Consider the following 25,764-nt stretch of genomic DNA (forward strand, 5'->3'; position numbering starts at 1 on the left):
AGATTTTATGGAGCTTTTGAACTTACCAAAACACGTTGCGATTATCATGGATGGGAATGGTCGCTGGGCAAAAAAAAGAAATTTACCCAGGACAGCAGGACACAAGGCTGGGGCATCTAGGGTAAAGGAAATCATTGAGACCAGTGGGAATCTAGGAATAAAAAGTTTATCCTTGTTTGCTTTTTCAACAGAAAACTGGAAAAGACCTGAAAAAGAGGTTAAGAACATTATGAAGTTATTGGAGTACTATTTAAAAAATAACTCTGATGACTTGAAAGATAATGGTATCCGCTTGAATATACTTGGAGATTTGTCTAAGCTGTCAAAATCACTCCAGGAAGAAGTAAACTTGGCGTTGTTGAAAACAGAAAATAATGATAAAATGATATTAAATATCGGGTTAAATTATGGGAGCCAAGATGAAATTTTCCGAGCCATGAAAAAGACACTGGAGGACTTTATTGACCAGGGGAAAGACCCCCTTACAATCAGTCAAGAGGATTTTGAAAACCATTTAGATACTAAGGGTCAAGACATGGTCGACTTTTTAATTAGACCAAGTGGCGAGTATCGGATAAGCAACTTTTTATTGTACCAATGTGCCTATGCAGAGTTTTGGTTTTCAGATATTTTATGGCCGGATTTCACCAAGGAAAAGTATATGGAAGCCTTAGATGAATATTCCAAAAGACAGAGACGATTTGGAGGAATAAATGTCTAATTTTATAAAAAGAACAATTACAGCAGTTATAGGAATCATTATTTTCGCCTTGATCTTGACTCAAGGGGGTTACCTATTAAAGGCAGCTTTATTTGTCCTGTCTTTAGGCATGCTTTGGGAGATTCGAAATAGTCTGAAAAATATAGAGATTGACCTATCTTTTCCCCTGCTTGCCCTATTTAATATGATTCTTTTTTTGGCAATTTCCGTCTACAATAATTTGGCCTTAGGGTTTTTATCAATTTTATTTATTTTGATTATTGTCTTTGTCTTGCTGGATAAAGTTAAACTGGCGGATTTGGGTCTATATAGTCTAGTTGTAACCTATATTCCTTTTAGTATTTTTCAATTAGCTCATCTGGACCACACTATATGGATGTATTGGATTTGGATATTGGCCTTTGGAACAGATACCTTTGCTTATTTAACTGGAATGTTGTTTGGCAAGCACAAGTTGATTCCTAAATTAAGTCCCAAGAAATCTATTGAGGGAGCCCTGGGTGGAATTCTTGGAGCTCTTGTCTTAAGTTGGGTCTATTTTCAATACGTCAATGTAAACTATAATTTGACCCTGGTTCTTCTTACCCTAATGGCTTCGGTAGTTTCTCAGTTTGGAGACTTGTTTGCTTCAAAAATAAAGAGGATAACAGGGATTAAAGACTACGGGAAAATACTGCCGGGGCATGGGGGCTTTTTAGACCGGTTTGATTCGAGTATTCCTGTTATTGCACTCATTTCAATTTTTGTGCAAGTGATGATTAAATAGTTGGGAGTGAATATGGCAACATTAATTGGTTCAATTGTTGTATTTTTATTAGTCGTATTATTGCATGAATTTGGACATTTTTTTGTCGCAAAAAAAGTTGGGATTCGGGTTAATGAATTCTCTGTAGGCATGGGACCAAAAATTTACCAAAAGAAAAAAGGTGAAACAATGTATTCCTTGCGGGCCTTGCCTATAGGTGGCTATTGCGCCATGGAAGGAGAAAATGGGGAGTCTCAAGATCCAAGAAGTTTTGAGAAGGCTCCAATCCTATCGAGGGCTATGGTCGTTGTGGCTGGGGCTGCTATGAATTTTGTCCTGGCCCTGGTTGCTTTTTTTCTAGCCTTACTTCTTATGGGAACGCCCACCAATATTATTGGACAAACCATGGATAAATATCCAGCAGTAGAAGCAGGACTAAAACCTGGAGATCAAATTATTGAAGTAAACAGCTTTAAGGTTGGATCTGGCAAGGAGGTTACAGAAAAAATTTCCCATGCCACGTCTGTGGATTTAACGTATAAGCGGGATGGACAAATAAGAAAGGTCAAACTGGAAACCAAAACAGAAAATAACCGACAAGTTGTAGGAATTACTTTTCAAAATCAACACAATCCCTTAGAGGCTTTAAAGGGGTCTTTTTCCATGACCCTTGGAGTCGTTGTAGGAATTTTTAGTGTATTTAAGATGCTTTTTTCCGGAAGCTTTCAAACGCAAATGTTGGCTGGACCAGTAGGAGTGATCCAAGTTATCGGTCAATCAGCTTCCATGGGAATTGGGTCTCTCCTTTACATTCTAGGGATTATCAGTGCAAATTTGGGAGTAGTTAACCTTTTGCCGATTCCAGCCCTGGATGGAGGAAAGCTAGTCTTTCTTTTGATTGAAGCAGTTCGAGGCAAGCCCGTTGATGGAAACAAGGAAGCCTTAATTACTATGGCGGGGATGGCCTTATTGTTTGGCCTAATGCTTTATATAACTATTTTTAGTGATTTAAAGAGAATTTTTTAAAGGTTGAGGGGATTTATGCGTAGAAAAACGAGACAAATTTTTGTAGGGGATGTTGCCATTGGTGGTGATGCCCCTATTTCTATTCAATCCATGACAAACACAAAGACCAGTGATTTGGAGGGAACGGTGAAGCAAATCTTAGCTTTGGAGGAAGCTGGCTGTGACATTGTTCGCTTTGCCGTTAATTCAGAGGAAGACGCCAAGACCATTCCTGAAATTAAAAAGCGAATTCATATTCCCACCATTGCAGATATTCAATTTAATTACCAGCTAGCTCTCTATGCCATTGAATATGGTGCCGATGGCCTGCGGATTAATCCTGGGAATATTGGAGAAAAATGGAAGGTTAAGGAAGTTGTAGATGCGGCCAAAGGGGCGGGAATCTCCATTCGGGTTGGTGTCAACTCTGGGTCTGTTCATCAAGAGTATATTGAAAAATACCATGGGGTTAATGTAGACTCCTTATGTTATAGTGCCTTAGATGAAGTAAGAGTTTTGGAATCTCTGGGATTTTCAGATATTAAGGTCTCCATAAAATCTTCAGATGTAAATCAAAGTATTGAAGTGAACCGAAAGTTTGCTTCTATGACTGACTACCCCTTGCACCTAGGCATTACCGAAGCAGGGAATAAGGAACAGGGCTTGATTAAGTCCTCTGTAGGGATAGGATCTCTTTTGCATGATGGGATTGGGGATACTATTCGAATTTCCTTAACGGACGATCCTTGTAGAGAGGTAGAAGCTGGAAAAATATTACTCAGGACCCTGGGGCTGAGAAAGGAAGGGGTAGAAATTATTTCCTGCCCAACCTGTGCCCGAACAGATATAAACTTAATCCCCCTTGTCAATGAGGCTCAAGAAGCCTTTAAAAGCTATAAGAAGCCTTTAAAGATAGCCATTATGGGTTGCCCGGTTAATGGTCCAGGAGAGGCAAAGGAAGCTGATTTTGGTATTAGTGGAGGCAAGGGCAAGGGAATTATTTTTAGTAAGGGGAAAATTATTCGTACAGTAGAAGAAGAAAACCTGTTAAAGGCCTTACTTGAAGAAATGGAAAGATATTAAAATGAACCTTTTAGAATTATTCCAAAAACTGGGACTTGATCCAGCAACAGAAAAAGCTGTAGATATAAGAATTGAAAAGGTCTATTATTTTGAAGACCAAAAGAAGCTAGAAATTCTTTTTAAGGGAGAAGAGGATGTAGAGCTTTTAAAAAAATGTCAAACAGGGCTTGAAAAGAAATTTCAAGACCACAAAGTTCTTTGGCAAAGGCTTCAAGAAGCTTCAGAGGAAACTTGTAGACAATATATCCTTAGTTATATCTATGACAAGGAACCTTCATCTTGTGCTTGGTTGAGAGACCAAGGTCTGGTTGAAAAAGATGATTTGATAGAGGTTGTGGTTCCAAACCAAGTTCTATATGAAAATTATAGCAGGAGCCAATATTTTAAGGATTTAGTGGAAGAAGTTGCCAGGATTTACAAGAAAAAACTTTCCCTAGTTTTAGCAGAAGAAAATCCAGACCTGAAAGACTATGTTGAGGATTTGAAAAAAGCAGAATCCACCATGGCCAAAGAGACGCAAATCCACTGTCCTATCCCTAAAAAACAACCCATCGCCAAATCTTTAGAGGGTGGTTACCAAATTGGAAAGAAGCGGTCCTACCCCTTAATGTCCTTTGATGAAATTGATATTTATAGCAAGGGATTTTATTTGCAAGGGGAAGTTTTTGAGTTGGACTGCATTGAGTTTAGCCGAAACAATAAAAAAAGCTATATTGTCAAATTTTCTTTAACAGATAAAAAAACTTCCTACACTGCAAAAACATTTTTTTCTGATGGAAAGAAAAAAGATGAATTCTTTGAGAATGTAAAAAAGGGTAGTACAGTCCTCATTGCTGGAAAATTAGAAATGGATTCTTTTGAACATGGGCCTGTGATTAAATTGGAACACCTGGAGTTACAGGACAAGATCCAAAGGCAAGATAGTTCTGAAGAAAAGCGTATTGAATTACACTTGCATACGAAGATGAGCTCTATGGATGGGATGAATACAGCCAAAGAATTTATTAAACAAGCAGCTGAATGGGGGCATCCGGCCATTGCCATTACAGACCATGCTGTGGTTCAAAGCTATCCGGAGGCCATGCAGGCAGCCAAAGACTTTGATATGCACGTAATTTATGGCATGGAAGCCAACCTGGTAGATGATGGGGTTCTCCTACTTCATGGAGAGGGACTTTACGATAGGGAAAACCCAGAGTTTGTGGTTTTCGACGTTGAAACTACAGGGTTTTCTCCAATTCATGACCGGATTACAGAAATTGGTGCTGTAAAAGTAAAAAATGGCAGGGTGGTTGACCGCTTTAGTCAACTAATCAACCCCTTAAAACCCATTCCACCAAGAGTTGTAGAATTAACTTCAATAAGTAATGAAATGGTGGCCAATGAGCCTAGCTTTGAAGGAGTTGCCCAAAACTTCTTGGACTTTACAAAAAATTGCATTATGGTAGCCCACAATGCATCTTTTGATATGGCTTTTATGACAAAGTCTTTTGAAAGAAATGGATACGAATTTCAAAGGGCCTATATGGATACCCTGGCCCTGGCTAAAAATTATATTTTAAAAACAAAAAATTACAGGTTGGGAACCCTGTGTAAGAAAATGGGCATTTCACTTCTAAATGCCCATAGGGCTGTTCATGATGCGGAAGCTACAGCTGAATTATTTATAAAGCTAATGGTCCTGGCTGAAAAAGACGGCAAAAAATCGATCCAAGATTTTTTAGGAGCCAAGAGCCAGCAAGATTTTAAAAAAGAGAGACCCAGCCATCTTGTTCTTTTGGCGAAGAATAAAATCGGCTTAAAGAACCTATACCTACTGGTATCTAAGTCCCACATTGAAACTTTTTACAGGGAACCTAAAATCTTGAAATCAGACCTCTTAGAAATGAGGGAAGGGCTTTTGCTGGGAAGTGCCTGTCAAAATAGTGAATTTTTCGAAAAAATTCTTCAGGGGTCGGATTTTGACCAACTTTGTCAGCATGCAAAATTCTATGACTATTTAGAAGTTCAACCCTTGGACCAGTACCATAAGCTCATTCAATCTGGAATGATTTCTTCTGTAGAAGAATTAAAAAGCTTGATTAAGATGATTGTTGACATTGGAGAAAGGGTCAATATCCCCGTTGTTGCAACAGGAGATGTCCACTATTTAGAGCCGGAAGATGATATTTTCCGTAGAATTTTAATAGCGGGAACCTATACAAGCAAGCGGCCCTCCCAAATTCCTCATGAATCCCTCCATTTTAGAACAACAAATGAAATGCTGGAGGACTTTAGCTTTTTAGGGGAAGACTTGGCTAGAAAAATTGTTATAGAAAATCCTCAAAAAATCCACGAGCAAATCGAAAGGTTTGATCCAATTCCTTCTGGGAAATACCCCCCATCCATTGATGGAGCGGAAGAAAATTTAAAGAGGATGACTTATGACAATGCCCATGAAAAATATGGAACCCCCTTGCCGGAGATTATAGAAAAAAGATTAGAAAAAGAGCTTAATTCCATTATATCCAATGGCTATGCCGTTATGTACATGATTGCCCATGAGCTTGTAGCCAAGTCCAATTCAGATGGCTATTATGTAGGTTCAAGGGGGTCTGTAGGATCCTCTTTGGTGGCGACTATGAGTGGGATTACAGAAGTAAATCCTCTACCTGCCCACTATGTCTGTCCAAAGTGTAAGCACACGGAATTTTCAGACAATAAGACAGGGGGATCAGGGGTAGATTTACCTGATAAAAATTGCCCCCACTGCCATGTTCCCATGGTCAAAGAAGGCCATGACATCCCCTTTGAAGTTTTTTTGGGATTTTATGGAGACAAGGAACCGGATATTGACTTAAACTTTGCGGGTGAATATCAACCTACGGCGCATAAGTATGTAGAAGAACTTTTCGGGGAAGGTTATGTTTTTCGGGCTGGGACCATAGGAACTTTGGCAGATAAAACAGCCTATGGATTTGTTAAACACTTTATTGAAGACAGAGAAGAACAAACTCCTAGAGCGGAAATTAATCGTTTAGTTAGTGGCTGCGTAGGGGTAAAAAGAACCAGTGGCCAACATCCTGGTGGGATTATGATTTGTCCTAAAAATATGGATATCCATGATTTTACTCCCATCCAATATCCGGCCAATGACAAGTCTTCCGGCCGAATTACAACCCACTTTGAATATCACGCTATCAGTGAGAATATTTTAAAGCTGGATATTTTAGGCCACGATACCCCCACCATTATCAAGATGTTGGAAGATTACACTGGCTTTATGTCTAGTGAAATTCGTCTGGACGATGAAGAGGTTCTTTCTCTTTTTCGATCTACAGAGGCCCTAAATTGCGATGAATCTATTTTCCAATGCTCTACAGGAACTCTAGGGATTCCTGAATTTGGGACAGAATTTGTTCGTAAGATGCTAGTAGACACCAAACCCAAAAACTTTTCTGAATTGGTTCGAATTAGTGGGTTGTCTCATGGGACAGATGTTTGGATTGGGAATGCCCAAAGTCTAGTAGAAAACAACCAGGCGACATTAAGTGAGGTCATTTCTACCCGAGAAGATATCATGGTTTATTTAATGAACGCCGGAGCGGACAATAAGATGGCTTTTGATGTCATGGAAAAAGTAAGAAAGGGAAAGGGAATTCCGGATAAATACTATGAGAAGATGCTAAAACTTCCCCTTCCAAAATGGTATATCAACTCTTGTGAAAAGATTAAGTATATGTTCCCCAAGGCTCATGCCGTGGCCTATGTCATGATGAGTTTTCGAATAGCCTACTATAAGATCAACTATCCCGAGGCCTTTTATGCCAGTTACTTTTCGCAAAAAGTAGCAGACTTTAATTCCGAGGTTTGCCTTAAAGGGGCACAAGCAGTACAAGACCGGCTAGACCAGCTGAAATTTGCCCAAAAAGAGACAAAACTTACGACCAAGGAAAAGAATGAACAAACTGTTTTAGAAGTGGCCCTAGAAATGCTTAGTCGGGGATATAAATTTTACAATGTTGACTTATACCAATCCATGGCCAGCAATTTCACAGTAAAAGACCAGGGTATTTTACTCCCCTTACAGGCAATAGCAGGCCTGGGTCAAGCCGTCGCTGAGCAAATTGTAGAACAAAGGGAAGTCAGTGAATTTATTTCCATTGAAGACTTCACCAATCGGACAAAGGCGTCAAAGACCGTTGTTGAACTTTTAAAAGAAAATCACTGCTTAGACAAATTGCCCGATAGTGACCAATTAAGTATATTTACACTTTAAATATATTTGTATTTGTGGTATACTTGTAATAAGAAATAGGTAGGATTGTAACTAGAGTGGGCACCCACTCTAGTTTTTTTACGAAGGGAGGAGTATGGAACATTCAATTGTCAAAAAACTGGAAGAACTAGCAGAAAAGACCGCCTTGGAAATGGATGATGAGCTGGTTGAGTTAAACTGCACAAAGTCTGATGATGGGCTCCATATTGAAGTAATTATTTATAATGCTCAGGGGACAAGCCTAGACCATTGTGTTGAATTCAGCCGGGCCTACGACAAGAAAGTAGAAGAATTAAACATTAGTGACGGTACTTATTTCATTGAAGTTGCATCTCCCGGTTTGGATCGGCCCATAAAAACAGATGATGATCTTAGACGAAATTTAGGCAAGAAGGTAGAAGTAAAGCTCTACAAAAAAATTAATAGTAAAAAAGACTTTATCGGGGAAATCCTAGATTATTCCAAGGAAGAAGTGGTTATTCGCACAGATTCTTCTGAGGAAAAAATTCCCAGAGAAGCCATATCCTTGATGCGACAAGTGATTGAGTTTTAGGAGGTATAATGAATCAAGAATTTATTTTAGCGCTTGGAGAAATAGAAAGAGAAAAGGGCGTAGACAAAGAGATTATTTTTGAAGCCCTGGAATCTGCAATGATTTCAAGTTATAAGAAAAACTTCGGATCTGCACAAAATGTAGATGTGGAAATGAATCGGGAGACAGGGGATGTTGCCCTTTATGCTTTAAAAGAAGTTGTGGGAAACGAAGACCTTACAGACAGTAACCTGGAGATCACACTTTCAGATGCTCAAGCCATTAATGCCAGCTACCAACTCGGAGATACAGTTCGTATACGGTTGGAACCTGAAAACTTTGGTCGAATTGCGGCGCAAACAGCTAAGCAAGTAGTCATCCAAAGAATTAAGGATGCTGAAAGAGATGTTATTTTTGAAGACTATACCGATAGGGAAAATGAAATTATAACCGGAGAGGTGCGTCGGGTCAGCAATCGGAATGTATTTTTTGACCTTGGGAAAACAGAAGCCCTCCTGCCTTTTCAAGAGCAAATTCCGGGAGAGCACTATGGCCAAGGGGAAAGATTTAAACTATTACTATTAGAAGTTCGTCGGACACCCAAGGGGCCACAAGTCATCCTATCAAGATCTCATCCAAACCTAATTAAGCGTTTGTTTGAAATGGAAGTGCCAGAAATCCTTGATGGAGTTGTTGAAATTTATTCCATCGCTAGAGAAGCGGGATCTAGGACTAAAATTGCAGTCTTTTCAAAGGATCCTTCTATTGACCCCCTAGGAGCATGTGTTGGCTTTAAAGGAAACCGCGTCAAGGCTATTGTCGACCAACTTTATAATGAAAAAATAGACATTGTGATTTACGAAAAAGATATTGCAGAATTTATTGCCAACGCCTTAAGTCCATCCAAGGTTGTAGAAGTTTTTATCAAAGAACGAGAAAAAGAAGCCTTGGTTGTGGTTCCAGACTATCAACTTAGCTTGGCCATTGGCAAAGAAGGACAAAATGCCCGCCTAGCAGCCAAGTTGACGAATTGGAAAATTGATATAAAGTCTGAAAGTCAATTTGCAGACTTTTTAGAAGAAGAAAATCTGACAAAGGAAGAATTGAAACAACAATTTGCAGAAGCAAGTAAGATCGATGAATTCCTTGAAGACCTTGACCAAGAAGACCAGGAAGATAACCTAGAGACAGACTTAGAAGATGACTCAAACTTGGAAGTCGAGGATGCCACAGAAGAAATGGAAGAGGATGAAGACCAAACCATTGATTCAGAAGATGAATAAGAAAATGACAAATTGGTAATGTTTAGGGAGGATCATGGCAAAGTTAAAAAAAACACCCATGCGACAATGCATCGGTTGTCATGAAAATAAAGAAAAGAAAGAATTAATACGCATTGTTAAAACCAATACCGGAGAAATCTTTGTAGATAAAAGCAATAAGAGCAATGGTAGGGGAGCGTATTTGTGTAATGACATTAATTGTTTAGAGAAAGCAATTCGTTCAAAGGCTCTGAATCGGTCTTTAAAGATTGAAGTGCCAGAAGAAATATTACACGAGTTGGAGGATTCAATGAAAGAGTAATGTCCTAGTTTAAAGGAGGTGCGTCCAATGGCGAAAATTAGAGTTCATGCATTGGCAAAAGAATTGGGTATCAGTAGTTCAGACTTGTTGAAGGTACTTGAAAAGATAAATATACAAGCAAAGAGTAATTTAAGTTCTTTAGATGAAGAAGAAGTAAGCAAGGTAAAGAAGGCAATAAAATCGGAAAAACAACCGACTAAGTCTAAGTCGACTCAAGGTAAAAAGACTTCGGCTAAAGACGGTCAGGCAAAAAAAACTATTGATCAACCAAAAAAGAACAAAGAAAAGTCCTCCCATCATCAAAACACGCCAAAAAAACAAAGGGATCTAGACGACAAAACTTCAGGTGATGGTAAGAAAAAGGAGTCTAAAAAGTCTCCACAAAAGCCCCACCAACAAAATGAAGCTAAAAAAAATAAGCCAGTAGACAATAAAAAGCAAGATAAAGCAACAAACCAAGCGCATAAAAAAGCAGGAAACAATGGCAAGCAAGCTACTGGAGAGACGAATAATGTAAACGACCAACGTCGCAAAAAAAGAAGACCCCATAAAACCGGGAAAACTGCTAGAGAAAAACAAAAACAAAAAGAAAAAGAATTGAGAGAAAAGGAAAATACGGAAATTAAAATTCAAGCACCAATTTCAGTAAAAGACTTTGCTGAGGAAATCAAAACACCAGTAGCTCAAGTAATTACAAAACTTATGGGTCTTGGACTCATGATGACTCAAAACGAATCTTTAGATGAAGATTTAGTTATCTTACTAGGCGATGAGCTGGGCAAAGAAATTACAATTGAAGAACCGGAAGAAGCTGAAAGCATCGAAGAAAGTTATAATTTAGACTATGAGGACAATCCAAACTTCTTAAAGTCAAGACCTCCTGTTGTAACGGTTATGGGACACGTTGACCATGGTAAGACTTCCCTGTTGGATGTCATTAAGAAAAGCCGGGTTACTGAAGGTGAAGCAGGTGGAATTACCCAACATATTGGTGCCTATATGGTTAATGTAGGCAATAAAAAGGTAACTTTCTTAGATACTCCAGGCCACGAAGCCTTTACTGCCATGCGGTTAAGAGGAGCTCAATCAACAGATATTGCTATTTTAGTAGTAGCCGCTGATGATGGGGTTATGCCTCAAACAGTAGAAGCGATTAACCATGCTAGGGCTGCCAATGTACCGATTATAGTAGCTGTTACAAAAATCGATAAGGATACAGCCAATCCGGAAAGAGTCTACCAAGAATTATCTGAATATGAGTTAATTCCAGAGGCTTGGGGCGGAGACACCATTATGGTTCCCGTTAGCTCCAAAACCAAGGAAGGGATTCAAGAGTTACTTGAAATGATTCTTTTAGTTGCGGAAATGCAAGAGTTAAAGGCAAATCCAAACCGTAAGGCCGTAGGCACAGTCGTAGAAGCTCAATTGGATAAGGGGAAGGGCCCCATGGCCACTATTTTGGTCCAAAAGGGGACCCTACGTTTTGGCGACAGCATTGTTTCAGGACAGGCTCATGGTCGGATTCGAGCCATGCTAGATGATAAGCATCGAAATGTTAAAAAAGCAGGCCCATCTACTCCGGTAGTTGTACTGGGCTTAAATGAAGTTCCTAATGCTGGGGACCAAATTTATGCAGTGGAAGATGACAAGCTTGCAAGGGAAATTGCTGAAAAGAATATTGCCCAAAATCGGGAAGAAAAACTTTCTGCCTCCAATAAAGTTTCCTTAGACAATCTTTTTGACCGGATTAAAGAGGGTGAACTTAAGGATCTGAATATTATTGTTAAGGCAGACGTTAAAGGGTCTGTGGAAGCAGTTTGTCAATCCTTATTAAAATTATCCAACGAAGAAGTTAAGATTAATATTATCCACCAAGGAGCCGGTGGAATTAATGAGGGGGATATTAACCTAGCCAGTGCATCCAACGCCTTGGTTATAGGCTTTAATGTAAGGCCCAATATCAATGCCTTAGACCTGGCAAAAGAAGAGGAAGTTGATGTAAGAACTTACCGGGTTATTTATGATATTATCAACGACGTCAAGGCAGCTGTAAGCGGTATGTTGGATCCAGACATTGTGGAAGAGATAACTGGTAGGGCAGAAGTTCGTCAAACCTTTAAACTTCCAGGCCGCATTATTGTTGCGGGAATTTATGTAGTAAAGGGCAAGATGGTTCGCAACGGTCGTGTGAAGATCCTAAGGGATGACATAGTCATCCATGAAGGAGATATTGCATCCCTGAAAAGATTCAAAGACGACGCCAAGGAAATAGCAACAGGCTTTGAAGGTGGATTGGGTATAGAAAACTTCAATGATATCAAAGAAGGCGATGTTTTGGAATGTTATATCTTAAAAGAAATTAAGAAAGAGTTATAATATGAAAGAAAAGCGTTTAAATCGCATTACAGAAGAAATTAAAAGGGAGCTATCCGATATCATACAAAATAAGCTTAAGGATCCACGAGTCCATTCTATTGTCAGTGTCAACCAAGTTGACCTGGCGGGAGACCTATCTCAGGCGAGAATTGGGATTTCAACTCTAGGTACTCCAGACCAACAAAAAGAGACTCTAGAGGGGATTCAAAGTGCCAAGGGATTCATCAAAAAAGAATTGGGAAGGCAAACAAAGTTAAGAGCTATTCCGGAATTAATTTTTTACAATGATACCTCTATTGAAAAATCCATCGAAATGTTTGAACTAATCCAAGAGGTAAACCATGGAAAAAATGAATGAATTAAAGAAAGAAATTTTAGAAGCTACATCGATTGGTGTAGCTTCACACATTGACCCGGATGGGGATAACCTAGGTTCCATTTGTGCCTTAAAAAGGTCTTTGGAATTGTTTGGCAAGGATGTTTGCCTATACATTGATGATAAGATTCCTAGGTCTTACCAATTTTTACCGGGGGTAAAGGAAAGCTCGGAAATAGAACCAGGGAAGGTCCATGATTTATTTTTCGCCTTAGATTGTGCTGACCAAGGACGCTTGGGAGAAAGAGTGGGCAAACTCTTTGAAGGTGCGAAAACAAGGGTTGTTATTGACCACCACCTAACCAATCAAGGCTATGGAGACTTGAACTTTATCGAAATAATTTCAAGCACAGGAGAATTGTTATATGAACTCTTAAGTGCTATGGAGCTTCCTATAGATAAACAAGTTGCTACTTGTTTATACACAGCCATATCCAGTGACACAGGATCCTTTAAATATGACTCAACCAGTCCCAGGACCCATGAGATTGCAGCAGATCTTTTAAGTCACCACATCGACTTGAATGAAATTACAATCAACCTCTATCAAAGAAGGTCTTTGGCCAAAACCAACCTGCTTATGAGGGCCATGGAAAATTTAAAGATTTTAGAGGATGGGAAAATAGCCTTAACCCGGATTTCTTTAGATGACCTTAACAATGTCAAAGCGGAACACTCAGATACAGATGGAATTGTCGAATTTATTCGGGATATTGACGGAGTGGACTTGGCCATTTTCTTAAAAGATAGTAAGCGGTCTGGTAGTAAGATTAGCATGAGGAGTAAGGGCGATATCGATGCCAGTAAAATTGCTATGAAATTTGGTGGAGGGGGCCATAAACGCGCTGCTGGAGCAAGTTTTAATGGGAATTTAGACCAATGTCAAGAAGCGATTTTAAAGGCGGTAAATGATGAAATCAATGCAGGGAATTCTATTAATTAATAAAGACAAGGGATTTACAAGTCACGATGTCGTAGCTCTATGTCGTAAGCATTTAGGCCTGAAAAAAATTGGTCACACAGGCACCCTGGACCCTATGGCTAGGGGAGTTTTGCCTATCTTAGTTGGGAAAGCAACTAAGATATCAAACTATCTAATGGGGCAAGACAAGGTTTATGAAGGCACCATGCAGTTTGGCTATCGAACAGACACCTTGGATGCAGATGGAGAAATCTTAGAAGTATCTCCCAATAAAATTTTTACCGAAAAAAACCTTTTAGAAGCCATGAAACTTTTTACAGGGACAATAGACCAAGTTCCACCCATGTATTCTGCCATTAAAATAAAAGGGAAAAAGCTTTACGAATATGCCAGGCAGGGGCAGGAGGTCGAAAGAAAAACAAGACAAGTTGAAATTTATTCTTTCGATTTATTAGACCTATCTGGGGACCAGATATCCTTTCGGGTGTCTTGCTCCAGTGGAACCTATATCCGGTCTTTAGTAGATGACCTGGCCAGGGAATTAAAAAGTTTGGCTACGCTGGTTGACTTAAACAGGGTGCAAGTTGGCAATTTTAGCCTAGACCAATGTCACAGTATCTCAGATTTGAAAGAAGGAAAATTAAGTGCCGGGGATTTAATTCCCATGGATCAAGGCCTGGACTTACAAAAAATAGAAGTACAAGAGGACTATTTTAATGCCCTGATGTTTGGTCAATCCGTTCCCTGTTCCCAGTCCCTGGATAAAGAATTTAAGGTTTATTGCAAGAATCAATTTGTTGGAATTGGGATTTCTCCCTACCCCGGATTCATTCGTATAAATAAGTGCCTACTGGAAGTGTAAACTGGAGGTTTCATGGAGATTATACAAATACATCCACAAGATAAAATAGATAAGGAAATTGTTGTTGCTTTGGGGAATTTTGATGGGATTCATTTAGCCCACCAAGAGCTTATCCGGCAGGCTATAAAAATTGCCAAGAAAAAAAAGCTAACAGCAAGCGTGTTGATGTTTACTGAACACACAAAAAAAGCCCTCCTTCATACAGAGCAAAATCTTTTAATGAGTCGCAGGCAAAAATTAGATCTTCTAGAAAAGCTAGGAATAGAGCTTGTTGTAGAAATTGAATTTTCTGAAATCATGAAGATGAGTCCGGAATATTTTGTCAATGAATTTTTAGCTAAACACTTAAAGGCCAGGGCGATTGTTGTAGGTTATGACTACCGCTTTGGCTACAAGGCCAAGGGAAATATAGACCTACTTCTTGCATATGCAGAAGATTTGGGCCTGGATGTAAAGGTTGTTGAAGCTATTAAAAAGAAAAAAAATATTATTTCCAGCACTCGAATTCGAGATGGAATTCAAAAGGGAAAGATGGGCCTGGCTAACGCTTTGCTAGGAAGACCCTTTACCATCCAGGGACGAGTGGTTCATGGGAAGAGTCTTGGCAAGAAAATGGGATATCCAACAGCTAATCTACAGCCCCTGGCCCACTATGTTGTTCCTAAATATGGAGTTTATGATACCAATGTCTTGGTAAATGGACATTTATACAAGGCTGCGACTAGCGTTGGAACCAATCCCACCTTAAAAGAATCGGGTTTAAAAATCGAAGCCCATATCCTAGATTTTGACCAAGATATTTATAATCAAGAAGTGGACTTACAATTTTTAACTTTTTTGAGAAAAGAGAAAAGCTTTAAAAATGTAGATGAACTATTTAAACAAATCGAGAAGGACACCAACCGGGTCCGAGCTAGAAAATAAGCTTGTAAAAATTCTCTATCTATGGTAAAATCAATATGTTCCACAACTAGGTAAAACGATCCTCGACGTCTACTCAGTTGTGGTGGATAAAAATTTTAGGAGGAAATTATGATTTCAAAAGAAGTAAAAGAAAAAATTATTAATGATTACAAGTTATCTGAAAAGGATACTGGTTCACCAGAAGTTCAAATTGCTATTTTAACACATAGAATCAATAGCCTAAATGAACATTTAAAAGATCATAAAAAAGACCACCACTCACGCAGAGGTCTGTTGAAGATGGTTGGTACACGTAGAAATCTTTTAAGATACTTACAAAAGAAAGATATTGAAAGATATCGTTCATTAATTGAAAGATTAAATATCAGAGGTTAGTAAGAGCGGGGAATCCGCTCTTTTATTTTATACAAAGGAGGTAAGAATGGAAAAAACATTTGAGTATAACTTGGCTGGTCGCCCATTCAAAGTTGTTATTGGAAAGGTAGCTGAACAAGCCAATGGGGAATGTTTCATCTACTATGGGGATACAGTAGTTTTGGTTACAGCTACAGCATCAAAAGAAGCAAAAGATGGGATTGACTTCTTCCCATTAAGTGTTGATTATGAAGAAAAAATGTATGCTGTGGGAAAATTACCAGGAGGCTTTATAAAAAGAGAGGGAAGACCTAGTGAAAAGGCCACTCTAACAGCTAGGCTCATTGACCGCCCTATTCGACCCTTGTTTCCAGAAGGATTTCGAAACAGCGTACAAGTGATAGCAACAGTATTTTCTGTAGAACAAGACTGTCCGCCAGAAATAGCTGCTATGATTGGTTCATCCATTGCCCTGTCCATTTCGAACATTCCCTTCAATGGACCGACAGCTTCTGTTCATGTTGGCTATATTGACGGAAACTATATTATTAACCCAGATGTTGAACAAAGGGCCAAGTCAAAAATTGACTTAACGGTATCCGGAACCAAGGATGCCATTATGATGGTAGAAGCAGGATCCGATATTGTCAGTGAAGATGAAATGTTGGGGGCTATTTTATTTGCCCATGAAGAAATTAAAAAAATCTGCCAATTTATTGAGGGCATTATAGCAGAGTTTGGTCAAGAAAAAATGACCTATACTGTGGCTGAACCCAACCAAGAAATCTATAATAAAGTTTATAATTTTGCAAATGAGCTTTTGACGGATGCTATCCACCAAAAGACAAAAACAGAAAGAGAAGAAGCCCAAGAAGCTGCCAAAGAAAAAATATACGAAGAATTTAAGGATGACCTGGAAGAATATGAAAAAGACATCAACGAAGTCATTGATGAGATTATCCGAAAAGAAGTTAGGGTAGGAATTTTAAATGACAGACGGCCGGATGACCGAGCCATGGATGAAATTAGACCCTTAAGTGCTGAAGTTGGTATCCTTCCAAGAACTCATGGTTCAGGTTTATTCAAAAGAGGCCAAACTCAAGTCCTATCTGTGGCAACTCTAGCAGGACTTTCTGAAGTTCAAATTATTGATGGTCTGGGGGATGATACGCCAAAACGTTATATCCACCATTATAATTTCCCACCCTACTGTGTAGGGGATACAAGACCCATGCGGAGTCCTGGACGAAGGGAAATTGGCCATGGAGCCTTGGCAGAAAGAGCCCTAATTCCTGTTCTACCTACAGAAGATGAATTTCCTTATACTATCCGGGTTGTGAGTGAAGTTTTAAGTTCCAATGGATCATCTTCACAAGCAAGTATTTGCGGGTCTACTCTCTCCCTTATGGATGCAGGGGTTCCCATTAAGGCGCCTGTTGCAGGGATTGCCATGGGACTCATTAAGGAAGGGCAAGACGTAAAAATCTTAACAGATATTCAAGGCTTGGAAGATCACCTTGGAGATATGGATTTTAAAGTGGCAGGAACAAAAGAAGGAATCACTGCCTTGCAAATGGATATAAAAATTGATGGAATCAATAAAGAAATCTTAGAGGAAGCCCTATTAAAGGCAAAAAAAGCAAGAATGACCATTCTTGAGACCTTAACAAATACAATAGATAAACCAAGAGAGGACCTTTCTCCCTATGCACCCTTGATTTATACAATTAAGATTAAGCCTGAGAAAATTGGTGAAGTTATAGGGTCTGGTGGTAAGGTGATCAACAGTATTATTGAGGAAACCAATGTTAAAATTGACATTGAGGATGACGGAAGAGTTTCCATCCTAAGCCAAGATAAAGACTGTGCCCTAGCAGCCATTAGCCGGATAGAAGAAATTGTCAAAGATGTTGAAGTGGGCGAAACCTACAAGGGCAAGGTCAAAAAAATTGTTAAATTTGGTGCCTTTGTAGAAGTTTTAAAGGGCCGTGAAGGTCTCCTCCACATTTCCAACATATCCAAAGACCATGTGAAAAATGTGGAAGATGTATTAAAAGAAGGCCAAGAAGTAGAAGTCAAGGTCATAGGCATTGATCAACAAGGGAAAATAAGTTTAAGTCGAAAAGAGTTACTCAAGGATTCTGAGGATCAAAGCGAGCACCAATAAAGATTGATAAAGCATGAACCCTTGGTTCATGCTTTTTTAAGGAGAGATAAAATGGAAATTAAGATTTTAAATAAATCTAAACACCCCCTGCCGACCTATAAGACCAAGGGGGCCAGCGGCGTTGATTTACATGCAAATCTTGATAAAGCAGTTTGTTTAAAGTCATTAGATCGGGCCTTAATTCCCACAGGCTTATATGTTGAAATACCCCAAGGGTATGAGGCACAAGTACGGGCCAGGTCAGGTTTAGCCCTAAAAAAAGGTTTGAGCCTGCCTAATGGAATTGGAACAATTGATTCAGACTATCGGGGAGAATTAAAAGTTATTGTGGTGAACCTGGGTAGAGAAGATCTGGTCATTGAAGATGGGGACCGTATAGCTCAAATGGTTATAATGAAAATTGAACAAGCTGATTTTATAGAAGTCAAAGAACTTTCAGACAGCGAAAGAGGAGAAGGTGGATTCGGACATACAGGTGTATAAAAACATGTGTTTGTGTTATAATAATTTTAGAAATTTTGTGAGGATGAAATTATGGCAAGGAAAAGCAATAAAAAGGCTCCAAAAAGGAAAAATAAAAAGAATAGACAAGTAGATTTTTCTTTTACTAAATCAGACCTTGAGATGCTAGGTCTATTTCTAATTGTGCTGTCAATCTTGAGCATCATTAGTCTTTTTAGTGAAAATATGGGGATTTTTGGCGATATTTTGAATCGAATCCTAATTGTTTTAGGAGGGAGAGGCCGAGCCCTTCTAGCCATTTATCTTGGAGTCATTGGGCTTATGTTAGCTATTAATGAATACGGCTTTTCCAAGCGAAGATTAATTCTCTTGATTTCTTGGTTCATTATGTCCCTTTTAATTTATTATGAAGCCAAGGATGTTAGCACATTTTCAATGCTGGAAAAAGCACAATTTATTTTAGGTCAAAGCGCACCGATCTATGGTGGATTAATTGGTGTATTTTTTGGTTCTTTCTTCTATAAAATTTTTGGCAGCACAGGAACAGCTATTGTCTTAAGTATCGTTTTTATTGTTCTTTTCCTTTATTTCTTGCCGTTTTCTCTGAAAAGCCTCTTTACTTATCTTAAACTAAAAAGTGATCAAAGGAATCAAGACAGGGCCATAAGGAAAAAAGAAAAAGAGAAAAGAGACAAGATAAAAGCAAATAAGATTAAAAAGCAAGCTAAAATAGAACCTGAAAAGAAAGAGTTTACGTTAAAAAGGGATACAGAATTAGAAATTAATGATTATGCAAAAAAAGAAGAAGAGGAAGTTGTACAGAAGGTCAGTCCTTTGACAAAAAGTGAAATCAAAGATTTTGAAAAAGAAGTGGCCTTGAATGAGACGATGACCCAGTACACCTTTCCCCCAAAAAGTCTTTTGAATCCCCCCAAGAAAAGTAAGGGGATTGGTCAAAATGCCATGCGACACCAGGCCCAAGTCATTGAAGAAACCATGAATGAATTTAACATTGAATGCCAGGTTGTGGCTATTAATCGGGGGCCGGTAATTACCTGTTATGAATTACAGATTGCGCCGGGGGTGAAGCTCAATAAAATTGTTAGCCTACAGGACAACTTGGCCCTAGCCTTAGCTTCTTCGGATATTCGTATCGAAGCTCCTATTCCAGGCAAGTCTGCAGTGGGTATAGAGGTGCCCAATGAAGAAAAGGACAGTGTATCTTTCAGTGAGATTCTGGATAGTCCTGGCTTTAAAAAGTCTACAACTACTCCCTTGGCCTTAGGAAAGGATGTAAGTGGAGAAATTGTCGTTTCTTCTATTGATAAAATGCCCCACCTCCTTATTGCAGGAGCAACAGGGTCAGGGAAAAGCGTCTGTATTAATACTATTATTACCAGTATTTTATATCGGTCTAGGCCAGATGAAGTAAAGCTGATCTTAATTGACCCCAAGGTTGTAGAATTGAGTGTATATAATGGAATTCCACATCTACTGATTCCGGTGGTAACAGACCCTAAAAAAGCCGCCTTTGCCTTAAAGTGGGCTGTAGATGAAATGGAAAAAAGATATAAGCTCTTTGCCCAGGAAAAAGCTCGTGATATGAAGTCTTACAATTTAAAAATGCAAGAAGAAAACAGGCTATCTGAAATTATGCCTAAAATTATTGTTATTGTAGATGAGTTGGCTGACTTAATGATGGTGGCAGCCAATGAGATTGAAGATTATATTGCCCGACTGGCCCAAATGGCCAGGGCGGCAGGAATTCATATGATTTTGGCAACCCAAAGGCCCTCTGTAGATGTTATTACAGGGACGATTAAGGCAAATATTCCTTCAAGGATTGCCTTTGCTGTTTCATCAGGTGTAGACTCTAGAACAATTCTTGATTCTAATGGAGCCGAGGCCTTATTGGGACAAGGGGATATGCTTTTCTATCCTAGCTTTTATAGTAAACCTCGGAGACTGCAAGGGGCTTTCATTAGCGACAAAGAAGTAGAGGCGGTTATTAGTTTTATCCGAGATAGCTCAGGGAAAGATTATGACCAAGAAGCCGTTGAGGCCATTGAAAAAACAATTAACACTAGCGTAGAGAATCAAGATGATCTTTATGTCCAGGCAGTTGAATATGTATTGAATGATGGGCAGGCCAGTATCTCCTATCTTCAAAGGAAATTAAAGATTGGCTATTCAAGAGCTGCCCGAATTATTGACATGATGGAAGAACAGGGAATTATAGGCCCTCACGAAGGGACAAAACCCAGGAAGTTGGCCATGAGTGAAGAAGAAATAAAGGAGTTTTTACAGATTGATCAATAAAATATATTTCCATACCCTGGGGTGTGCCAAAAATGATGTGGATACCCAGGTTATGGAAGGCATATTGGAAAAAAACAAGTATGAAATAGTTTCTAAACCTGATCAAGCAGATGCTATATTTGTCAACACCTGTGGTTTCATTGAGTCGGCAAAAGAAGAATCTATTGATTGGATTTTAAACCTGGCCCAGTATAAAAAGCACGGTAGGTTGCAGAAACTCTACTTAACAGGATGTCTGGCTCAACGGTATCCAGATGAGTTGCGTGCCGAAATTCCGGAAATTGATGGGATATTAGGGCCGGGCTATATACAGGATATTGCCAGCTATATTCAGTCGGATGACGCTAGGTCTTTAACAGAGACCGTGTCTATGGACTATATTGAAAATTCCAGACGAATAGAGGGAACTAAAACGGCCTATGTTAAAATTTCAGAAGGTTGCAACAACCGATGTAGTTACTGTATTATTCCCTATTTAAGGGGAAATAATCGGTCTAGAAAAATTGAAGACATTGTGGATGAGGTAAAAAGATTAGCAGAAGCTGGTACAGAAGAAGTTATTTTAGTGGCTCAAAACACAACAGATTATGGGATTGATTTATATAAAGAGTATTCCTTGGCTGCCTTGTTAAAAGAGCTAGTAAAGATAAGACAGATTAAATGGATTCGCCTCCTATATGCTTATCCAGACCACTTTACAGATGAGTTGATTGACCTTATGGCCGGGGACAACAACCTAATTCCCTATATCGACATGCCTCTTCAACATGCATCCGATAGAGTTTTGGAAAGAATGAATCGGACATCCAGGCAAGAAGATATTCTTAAATTAATCACGAAACTTAGGAAAAAGATAAAAAATTTAGTCCTTCGGTCAACCTTCATTGTAGGCTTTCCTGGGGAAGAGGAAGAAGACTTTCAAGAACTACTTTCCTTTATTGAAAGGGTTAAGTTCGACCGTCTAGGAGTCTTCACTTATTCTAAGGAAGAAAATACAAGGGCCTACAGCATGGATGGTCAAGTAAGTGAAAGCTTAAAAATCGATCGCTATAATAAACTTATGATGAAGCAACAAAAGATATCGGAAGAAAAGCTCAGAGAGAAAATTTCTTCCAAGCTGGATATTTTAGTAGAGGATAGGTTAGAAAAAGGCCTCTATTTAGGAAGATCCTATATGGATGCACCGGATGTAGATGGCCTAGTATACTTATCCAGTCAAGAGCCGTTAGAAATCGGAAAATTTTATCTTTCCGAAATTACAGATTCTACAGAATATGATCTACAAGGAGTTGTCCTATGAATATCGCCAATAAATTAACCCTATTAAGAATTTTACTCGTTCCTTTTTTTGTTGTTTTTGTCCTAGCTGAAGCAAGGGGGCTCAAATTGCTTGGCAGCTTGATTTTTGTAGGGGCAGCCTTAACAGATATGCTGGATGGCCATCTGGCAAGATCCAGGAACCTAGTGACAACCTTCGGCAAGTTCTTAGACCCCCTGGCGGATAAGATATTAACGTCAGCAGCTATGATTTTATTGGTAGAATTAGGTGTCATTAAAGGCTGGCTTGTTATTATCGTAATTTTTCGAGAATTTGCCATTACTGGACTTCGTGTAGTGGCTGCCAGTGAGCAAATTACTATAGCAGCAGGGACTTTAGGGAAAATAAAAACAATTTTTCAACTGGTTTCTCTCACAATTATTCTATTTGCCTTGCCCCTATCTATAGCTTGGATGCTTAGTTTGGGGAAAATTTTATTTTATATTTCCGTCTTTTTCACGGTATTATCCGGAATTGAATATATAGCTAAAAACATTAAAGTTTTCGATTTAAGCAATATATAGGTGAGACAATGAGAGCGATGATTATCAGTGTTGGCAAGGAGCTTTTATTAGGCGACATAGAAAATACCAATGAGGTTTATATTGCCAGAGAACTAAGGAAAAGAGGGGTAGAAGTTATCAAGGAAATTACTCTAAATGATAACTTCAGCCAGTTAAGAAGAGAATTTCAGCAAGCGGTTCAGAAAATAGATTTGTTGATTATATCCGGGGGCCTTGGACCAACAGAGGATGACCTAACAAAGGAAGCCTTGGCTGGGGCCTTGAACCTAGACTTGGTATTCAATGAAGACTTATATACTTCTTTTGTAGGTGAGAGAATAAAACTTGGGAGGAAAATAACCTCCAACTTAAAAAAACAGTTTTACACCATTGAAGGATCAGAGATTCTTTCAAATCAATGGGGAACAGCCCCAGGTGAGTATCTTACTTTTTTAAATTGTCATATTTTCTTGCTCCCTGGTCCGCCTTACGAACTAAGGAATATGTTTTCAAATTATGTTAAAGACTTTGTTAGGACAAGGGATTATATAGGACTACGGTCTTTATCTGTTGTAAATATGGGAGAAAGCCAGGTTGAGACTCTCCTTCGACAAAAACTTAATCTACCTGAGCTGGAAGTAAACACCTATGTTCATGACAAACTTGTAGAAATCAAACTTCTTTCCAAGGGGCAAGATGAAAACAAGGTCAACAAGCGATTAGACCTGGCAGAAGAACAGCTATTGGAACTGTTTAGGGGAAATATTTATTCTTTTAAAATAGAAAATTTGCAAGAAAGAGTCGTGAAACTTTGTAGGGAAAAGAATCTTTTGATTTCTTTTGCAGAGTCAATAACAGGAGGCTTTCTGGCAAAGACAATTACAAGTTGCAGCGGAGCCAGCCATATCTTAAAATATAGTATAGTAAGCTATTCCAATGAAGTGAAACATGAAGAATTAAAGGTAGATCAAGACACTCTGGACCAACATGGTGCTGTCAGTTATGAGACAGCCTTGGAAATGGCAAGGGGGCTATACCAAAAAGGCTATTGCGACATTGCCATTGCAACAACGGGAGAGGCAGGCCCTTGCCCTGCAGAAAAAGAGGTTGGGAAGGTCTTCGCTGCTTTTTATTCGAAGGAAAAACAATTAATTCAGGAGTTTAATTTTTCAGGGAACCGGGAAGAAATCCAGGAGCAAACAGTTAGACAAGTCTTATTTTTATTAGTAAAAGAATTTTTGGAGGGATAAAAATGGATGAACAAAAAAAAGCTGCTTTAGAGAAAGCTTTAGCGTCAATTGAAAGACAGTATGGAAAAGGATCTGTTATGAGGTTGGGAGAACAAAAACACCTGGATATTGATGTAATACCAACAGGAAGTTTAGCTCTTGATTTAGCCCTTGGGATTGGAGGAATTCCAAGAGGACGCATTATTGAAATCTATGGTCCTGAGTCTTCTGGGAAGACAACCCTGGCCCTTCATATCTTGGCAGAAGCTCAAAAAAAAGGTGGGATTGCCGCCTTTGTTGATGCAGAGCATGCCTTGGATCCAGTTTATGCTAAAAATCTAGGGGTAGATACAGAAGAGTTGATTATTTCTCAACCGGACACTGGGGAACAAGCCTTGGAAATTACGGAGTCTCTTGTCCGCAGTAATGCCCTGGATGTTATTGTGGTGGACTCAGTAGCGGCCTTGGTTCCAAAGGCTGAAATCGAAGGCGAAATGGGTGACTCTCATATGGGATTACAGGCCAGACTCATGAGCCAAGGACTTAGAAAGCTCACAGGGGCCATTAATAAATCTAAGGCATCCGTTATTTTCATAAACCAACTAAGAGAAAAAATAGGTGTTATGTTTGGAAATCCTGAAACGACTACTGGGGGACGTGCCTTAAAATTCTTCACTTCTGTTCGTATGGATATTCGGCGAATTGAAATCATTAAACGCGGGGATGAAATGATTGGGAACCGAGTTCGGGTTAAGGTAGTGAAAAATAAGGTGGCTCCGCCTTTCAAACAAGCAGAGTTTGACATTATGTATGGGAAGGGAATTTCTAAGCTTGGAAACCTTCTGGACGTGGGAACGGACTTAGATATTATCAATAAGGCTGGTGCCTGGTATAGCTATAATGGAGAAAAGTTAGGACAAGGACGGGAAAATTCCAAAGAATTTTTAGCCCAAAATCCAGAACTGGCCAAAGAAATTGAAGATAAAATACGGGAGACCTTCCATTTAAATCAAGAAGGTCCAGCCGATAATCCCCAAGAAGAGACAGACAAGTGAAATTTCTATATCTGACAGACTCTCATTTACGGGCGACATCTCCCAAGAGTCGCCTGGATAATTTTTTTGAAAGCTCCCTCTTAAAGCACAAGGAAGTATTTGATCTAGCTAATAAATATGAAGTTGATGCAGTCCTTCACGGGGGAGACTTGTTTGATCGCCCGGATGTATCTATTGCAGTTGTTAGTGAGTTCTCAAAACTCCTAATGGATTTAAAGGCACCTTTTTATATTGTCAGTGGCAACCATGATATCTATGGACACAATCCTGAAACGATTCCAAGAACCATGTTGGGCCTATTGGATAGCATAGGTCTGGTTCATTTAATTAAGGATAAGCCGGTGGTCATAGAAAAAGATAAGAAGGTAAAAATATATGGGACTCCCTATATCTATGGTATGGATCGAGATGACCATAAGGACGCTTACATTGTTCAAAACCGGTCAGATGAAGACTATATACTTCATATTATTCATGGGTTTTTAATCGATAAACCCATAAATGAGGTAATTTCCCATACCTTGATTTCTGATATTGTTGAAACAAAGGCCGATATAACCTTAGCAGGTCATTATCACACTGGCTTTAAAACACAGTGTATCCAGGGAAAATACTTTATAAATCCTGGGGCCATTGTTCGGATTTCCAACAATCTGGTGGAAATGAAAAGACGCCCCAAGGTAGTCCTAATTAACTTGGAAGATGGAATACAACTGGAAGAAATTTATCTTAAGTCCGCCAAACCTGGGCCGGAAGTTTTGGACCGGTCAGAAATTGAACAACATCAATTTAAAAAGGCAAAGCTCCATGAGTTTCAAGAGCTCATTGAAGCAACGACAGACTTTTCAAAAACAGATGTCTTTGAATTAATTGATGAAATTTCTTCTACCAATGAAATCAGCCAAGAGATTCGAGAAGAAGCCTTAAAAAGAGTAAGTCAAGTTCAAGAGTCAGAAAGTAGCCAATAAA

General features: G+C 39.0%; 22 protein-coding genes. All 22 read left to right on the forward strand.

The window, feature by feature from the left end:
* Window positions 1-7 precede the first annotated feature (7 nt).
* Window positions 8-721, forward strand: coding sequence for a polyprenyl diphosphate synthase (gene uppS, locus BQ7400_RS01470; protein WP_072469214.1), 714 nt, complete (start codon window positions 8-10; stop codon window positions 719-721).
* Complete coding sequence (locus tag BQ7400_RS01475; protein WP_072469215.1) at window positions 714-1,487, forward strand: phosphatidate cytidylyltransferase; 774 nt, start codon at window positions 714-716, stop codon at window positions 1,485-1,487. The genes uppS and BQ7400_RS01475 overlap by 8 nt, the downstream gene beginning before the upstream one ends.
* A gap of 12 nt (window positions 1,488-1,499) precedes the next feature.
* Window positions 1,500-2,492, forward strand: a complete 993-nt coding sequence (gene rseP / locus BQ7400_RS01480) for an RIP metalloprotease RseP (protein WP_072469216.1) — start codon at window positions 1,500-1,502, stop codon at window positions 2,490-2,492.
* Window positions 2,493-2,507: 15 nt separating this feature from the next.
* A complete protein-coding gene (gene ispG / locus BQ7400_RS01485) occupies window positions 2,508-3,554 on the forward strand; it encodes a flavodoxin-dependent (E)-4-hydroxy-3-methylbut-2-enyl-diphosphate synthase (RefSeq protein WP_072469217.1) in 1,047 nt (348 codons plus the stop codon).
* A gap of 1 nt (window position 3,555) precedes the next feature.
* The gene (locus BQ7400_RS01490; RefSeq protein ID WP_072469218.1) at window positions 3,556-7,812 is read left to right on the forward strand and encodes a PolC-type DNA polymerase III; all 4,257 of its coding nucleotides are present in this window, start codon (window positions 3,556-3,558) and stop codon (window positions 7,810-7,812) included.
* 94 nt (window positions 7,813-7,906) lie between these two features.
* Window positions 7,907-8,365: a ribosome maturation factor RimP gene (locus tag BQ7400_RS01495; protein ID WP_072469219.1), complete on the forward strand. Its 459-nt coding sequence runs from the start codon at window positions 7,907-7,909 to the stop codon at window positions 8,363-8,365.
* A gap of 8 nt (window positions 8,366-8,373) precedes the next feature.
* Window positions 8,374-9,627 (forward strand): transcription termination factor NusA, encoded by a 1,254-nt coding sequence (nusA, locus tag BQ7400_RS01500; protein WP_034438557.1) that lies wholly within the window; start codon window positions 8,374-8,376, stop codon window positions 9,625-9,627.
* A gap of 34 nt (window positions 9,628-9,661) precedes the next feature.
* Complete coding sequence (gene rnpM, locus BQ7400_RS01505) at window positions 9,662-9,928, forward strand: RNase P modulator RnpM (RefSeq protein WP_034438554.1); 267 nt, start codon at window positions 9,662-9,664, stop codon at window positions 9,926-9,928.
* Between the two features lie 27 nt (window positions 9,929-9,955).
* Window positions 9,956-12,304: a translation initiation factor IF-2 gene (infB, locus tag BQ7400_RS01510; RefSeq protein WP_072469220.1), complete on the forward strand. Its 2,349-nt coding sequence runs from the start codon at window positions 9,956-9,958 to the stop codon at window positions 12,302-12,304.
* A gap of 1 nt (window position 12,305) precedes the next feature.
* Window positions 12,306-12,662 carry a 30S ribosome-binding factor RbfA gene (gene rbfA / locus BQ7400_RS01515; protein ID WP_072469221.1) on the forward strand — a complete coding sequence of 119 codons (357 nt, stop codon included), beginning with the start codon at window positions 12,306-12,308 and terminating at the stop codon, window positions 12,660-12,662.
* The gene (locus tag BQ7400_RS01520; RefSeq protein ID WP_072469222.1) at window positions 12,646-13,623 is read left to right on the forward strand and encodes a DHH family phosphoesterase; all 978 of its coding nucleotides are present in this window, start codon (window positions 12,646-12,648) and stop codon (window positions 13,621-13,623) included. Before rbfA ends, BQ7400_RS01520 begins: the two co-directional genes overlap by 17 nt.
* Window positions 13,592-14,464 (forward strand): tRNA pseudouridine(55) synthase TruB, encoded by an 873-nt coding sequence (truB, locus tag BQ7400_RS01525; protein WP_180371936.1) that lies wholly within the window; start codon window positions 13,592-13,594, stop codon window positions 14,462-14,464. Before BQ7400_RS01520 ends, truB begins: the two co-directional genes overlap by 32 nt.
* Before the next feature lie 12 nt (window positions 14,465-14,476).
* Window positions 14,477-15,388, forward strand: coding sequence for a bifunctional riboflavin kinase/FAD synthetase (locus BQ7400_RS01530; RefSeq protein WP_072469223.1), 912 nt, complete (start codon window positions 14,477-14,479; stop codon window positions 15,386-15,388).
* 108 nt (window positions 15,389-15,496) lie between these two features.
* Complete coding sequence (gene rpsO, locus BQ7400_RS01535) at window positions 15,497-15,763, forward strand: 30S ribosomal protein S15 (RefSeq protein WP_072469224.1); 267 nt, start codon at window positions 15,497-15,499, stop codon at window positions 15,761-15,763.
* Window positions 15,764-15,809: 46 nt separating this feature from the next.
* Entirely contained in the window at window positions 15,810-17,909 is a 2,100-nt protein-coding gene (locus tag BQ7400_RS01540; protein ID WP_072469225.1) for a polyribonucleotide nucleotidyltransferase, read from the forward strand.
* A gap of 51 nt (window positions 17,910-17,960) precedes the next feature.
* A complete protein-coding gene (gene dut, locus BQ7400_RS01545; protein WP_072469226.1) occupies window positions 17,961-18,392 on the forward strand; it encodes a dUTP diphosphatase in 432 nt (143 codons plus the stop codon).
* A gap of 51 nt (window positions 18,393-18,443) precedes the next feature.
* The gene (locus BQ7400_RS01550) at window positions 18,444-20,690 is read left to right on the forward strand and encodes an FtsK/SpoIIIE family DNA translocase (RefSeq protein ID WP_072469227.1); all 2,247 of its coding nucleotides are present in this window, start codon (window positions 18,444-18,446) and stop codon (window positions 20,688-20,690) included.
* The gene (gene rimO, locus BQ7400_RS01555; protein WP_083553233.1) at window positions 20,680-21,990 is read left to right on the forward strand and encodes a 30S ribosomal protein S12 methylthiotransferase RimO; all 1,311 of its coding nucleotides are present in this window, start codon (window positions 20,680-20,682) and stop codon (window positions 21,988-21,990) included. The genes BQ7400_RS01550 and rimO overlap by 11 nt, the downstream gene beginning before the upstream one ends.
* Window positions 21,987-22,532, forward strand: a complete 546-nt coding sequence (gene pgsA, locus BQ7400_RS01560; protein ID WP_072469228.1) for a CDP-diacylglycerol--glycerol-3-phosphate 3-phosphatidyltransferase — start codon at window positions 21,987-21,989, stop codon at window positions 22,530-22,532. Before rimO ends, pgsA begins: the two co-directional genes overlap by 4 nt.
* Window positions 22,533-22,540: 8 nt before the next feature.
* Complete coding sequence (locus BQ7400_RS01565; protein WP_072469229.1) at window positions 22,541-23,761, forward strand: CinA family nicotinamide mononucleotide deamidase-related protein; 1,221 nt, start codon at window positions 22,541-22,543, stop codon at window positions 23,759-23,761.
* A gap of 2 nt (window positions 23,762-23,763) precedes the next feature.
* Window positions 23,764-24,795 carry a recombinase RecA gene (gene recA, locus BQ7400_RS01570; RefSeq protein WP_034438527.1) on the forward strand — a complete coding sequence of 344 codons (1,032 nt, stop codon included), beginning with the start codon at window positions 23,764-23,766 and terminating at the stop codon, window positions 24,793-24,795.
* Entirely contained in the window at window positions 24,792-25,763 is a 972-nt protein-coding gene (locus BQ7400_RS01575) for a metallophosphoesterase family protein (RefSeq protein ID WP_072469230.1), read from the forward strand. Before recA ends, BQ7400_RS01575 begins: the two co-directional genes overlap by 4 nt.
* Window position 25,764 lies beyond the last annotated feature (1 nt).

The organism is Urinicoccus massiliensis (assembly GCF_900120405.1).
Classification (GTDB): domain Bacteria; phylum Bacillota; class Clostridia; order Tissierellales; family Peptoniphilaceae; genus Urinicoccus; species Urinicoccus massiliensis.

Coding starts and splice junctions, on each gene's coding strand:
- BQ7400_RS01550 (WP_072469227.1), top strand. CDS start 18,444: ATGGCAAGGAAAAGCAATAAAAAGGCTCCAAAAAGGAAAAATAAAAAG.
- truB (WP_180371936.1), top strand. CDS start 13,592: ATGAAATCAATGCAGGGAATTCTATTAATTAATAAAGACAAGGGATTT.
- BQ7400_RS01530 (WP_072469223.1), top strand. CDS start 14,477: ATGGAGATTATACAAATACATCCACAAGATAAAATAGATAAGGAAATT.
- nusA (WP_034438557.1), top strand. CDS start 8,374: ATGAATCAAGAATTTATTTTAGCGCTTGGAGAAATAGAAAGAGAAAAG.
- BQ7400_RS01495 (WP_072469219.1), top strand. CDS start 7,907: ATGGAACATTCAATTGTCAAAAAACTGGAAGAACTAGCAGAAAAGACC.
- BQ7400_RS01475 (WP_072469215.1), top strand. CDS start 714: ATGTCTAATTTTATAAAAAGAACAATTACAGCAGTTATAGGAATCATT.
- BQ7400_RS01540 (WP_072469225.1), top strand. CDS start 15,810: ATGGAAAAAACATTTGAGTATAACTTGGCTGGTCGCCCATTCAAAGTT.
- rbfA (WP_072469221.1), top strand. CDS start 12,306: ATGAAAGAAAAGCGTTTAAATCGCATTACAGAAGAAATTAAAAGGGAG.
- uppS (WP_072469214.1), top strand. CDS start 8: ATGGAGCTTTTGAACTTACCAAAACACGTTGCGATTATCATGGATGGG.
- dut (WP_072469226.1), top strand. CDS start 17,961: ATGGAAATTAAGATTTTAAATAAATCTAAACACCCCCTGCCGACCTAT.
- rpsO (WP_072469224.1), top strand. CDS start 15,497: ATGATTTCAAAAGAAGTAAAAGAAAAAATTATTAATGATTACAAGTTA.
- rnpM (WP_034438554.1), top strand. CDS start 9,662: ATGGCAAAGTTAAAAAAAACACCCATGCGACAATGCATCGGTTGTCAT.
- ispG (WP_072469217.1), top strand. CDS start 2,508: ATGCGTAGAAAAACGAGACAAATTTTTGTAGGGGATGTTGCCATTGGT.
- pgsA (WP_072469228.1), top strand. CDS start 21,987: ATGAATATCGCCAATAAATTAACCCTATTAAGAATTTTACTCGTTCCT.
- BQ7400_RS01565 (WP_072469229.1), top strand. CDS start 22,541: ATGAGAGCGATGATTATCAGTGTTGGCAAGGAGCTTTTATTAGGCGAC.
- infB (WP_072469220.1), top strand. CDS start 9,956: ATGGCGAAAATTAGAGTTCATGCATTGGCAAAAGAATTGGGTATCAGT.
- rseP (WP_072469216.1), top strand. CDS start 1,500: ATGGCAACATTAATTGGTTCAATTGTTGTATTTTTATTAGTCGTATTA.
- BQ7400_RS01520 (WP_072469222.1), top strand. CDS start 12,646: ATGGAAAAAATGAATGAATTAAAGAAAGAAATTTTAGAAGCTACATCG.
- BQ7400_RS01490 (WP_072469218.1), top strand. CDS start 3,556: ATGAACCTTTTAGAATTATTCCAAAAACTGGGACTTGATCCAGCAACA.
- recA (WP_034438527.1), top strand. CDS start 23,764: ATGGATGAACAAAAAAAAGCTGCTTTAGAGAAAGCTTTAGCGTCAATT.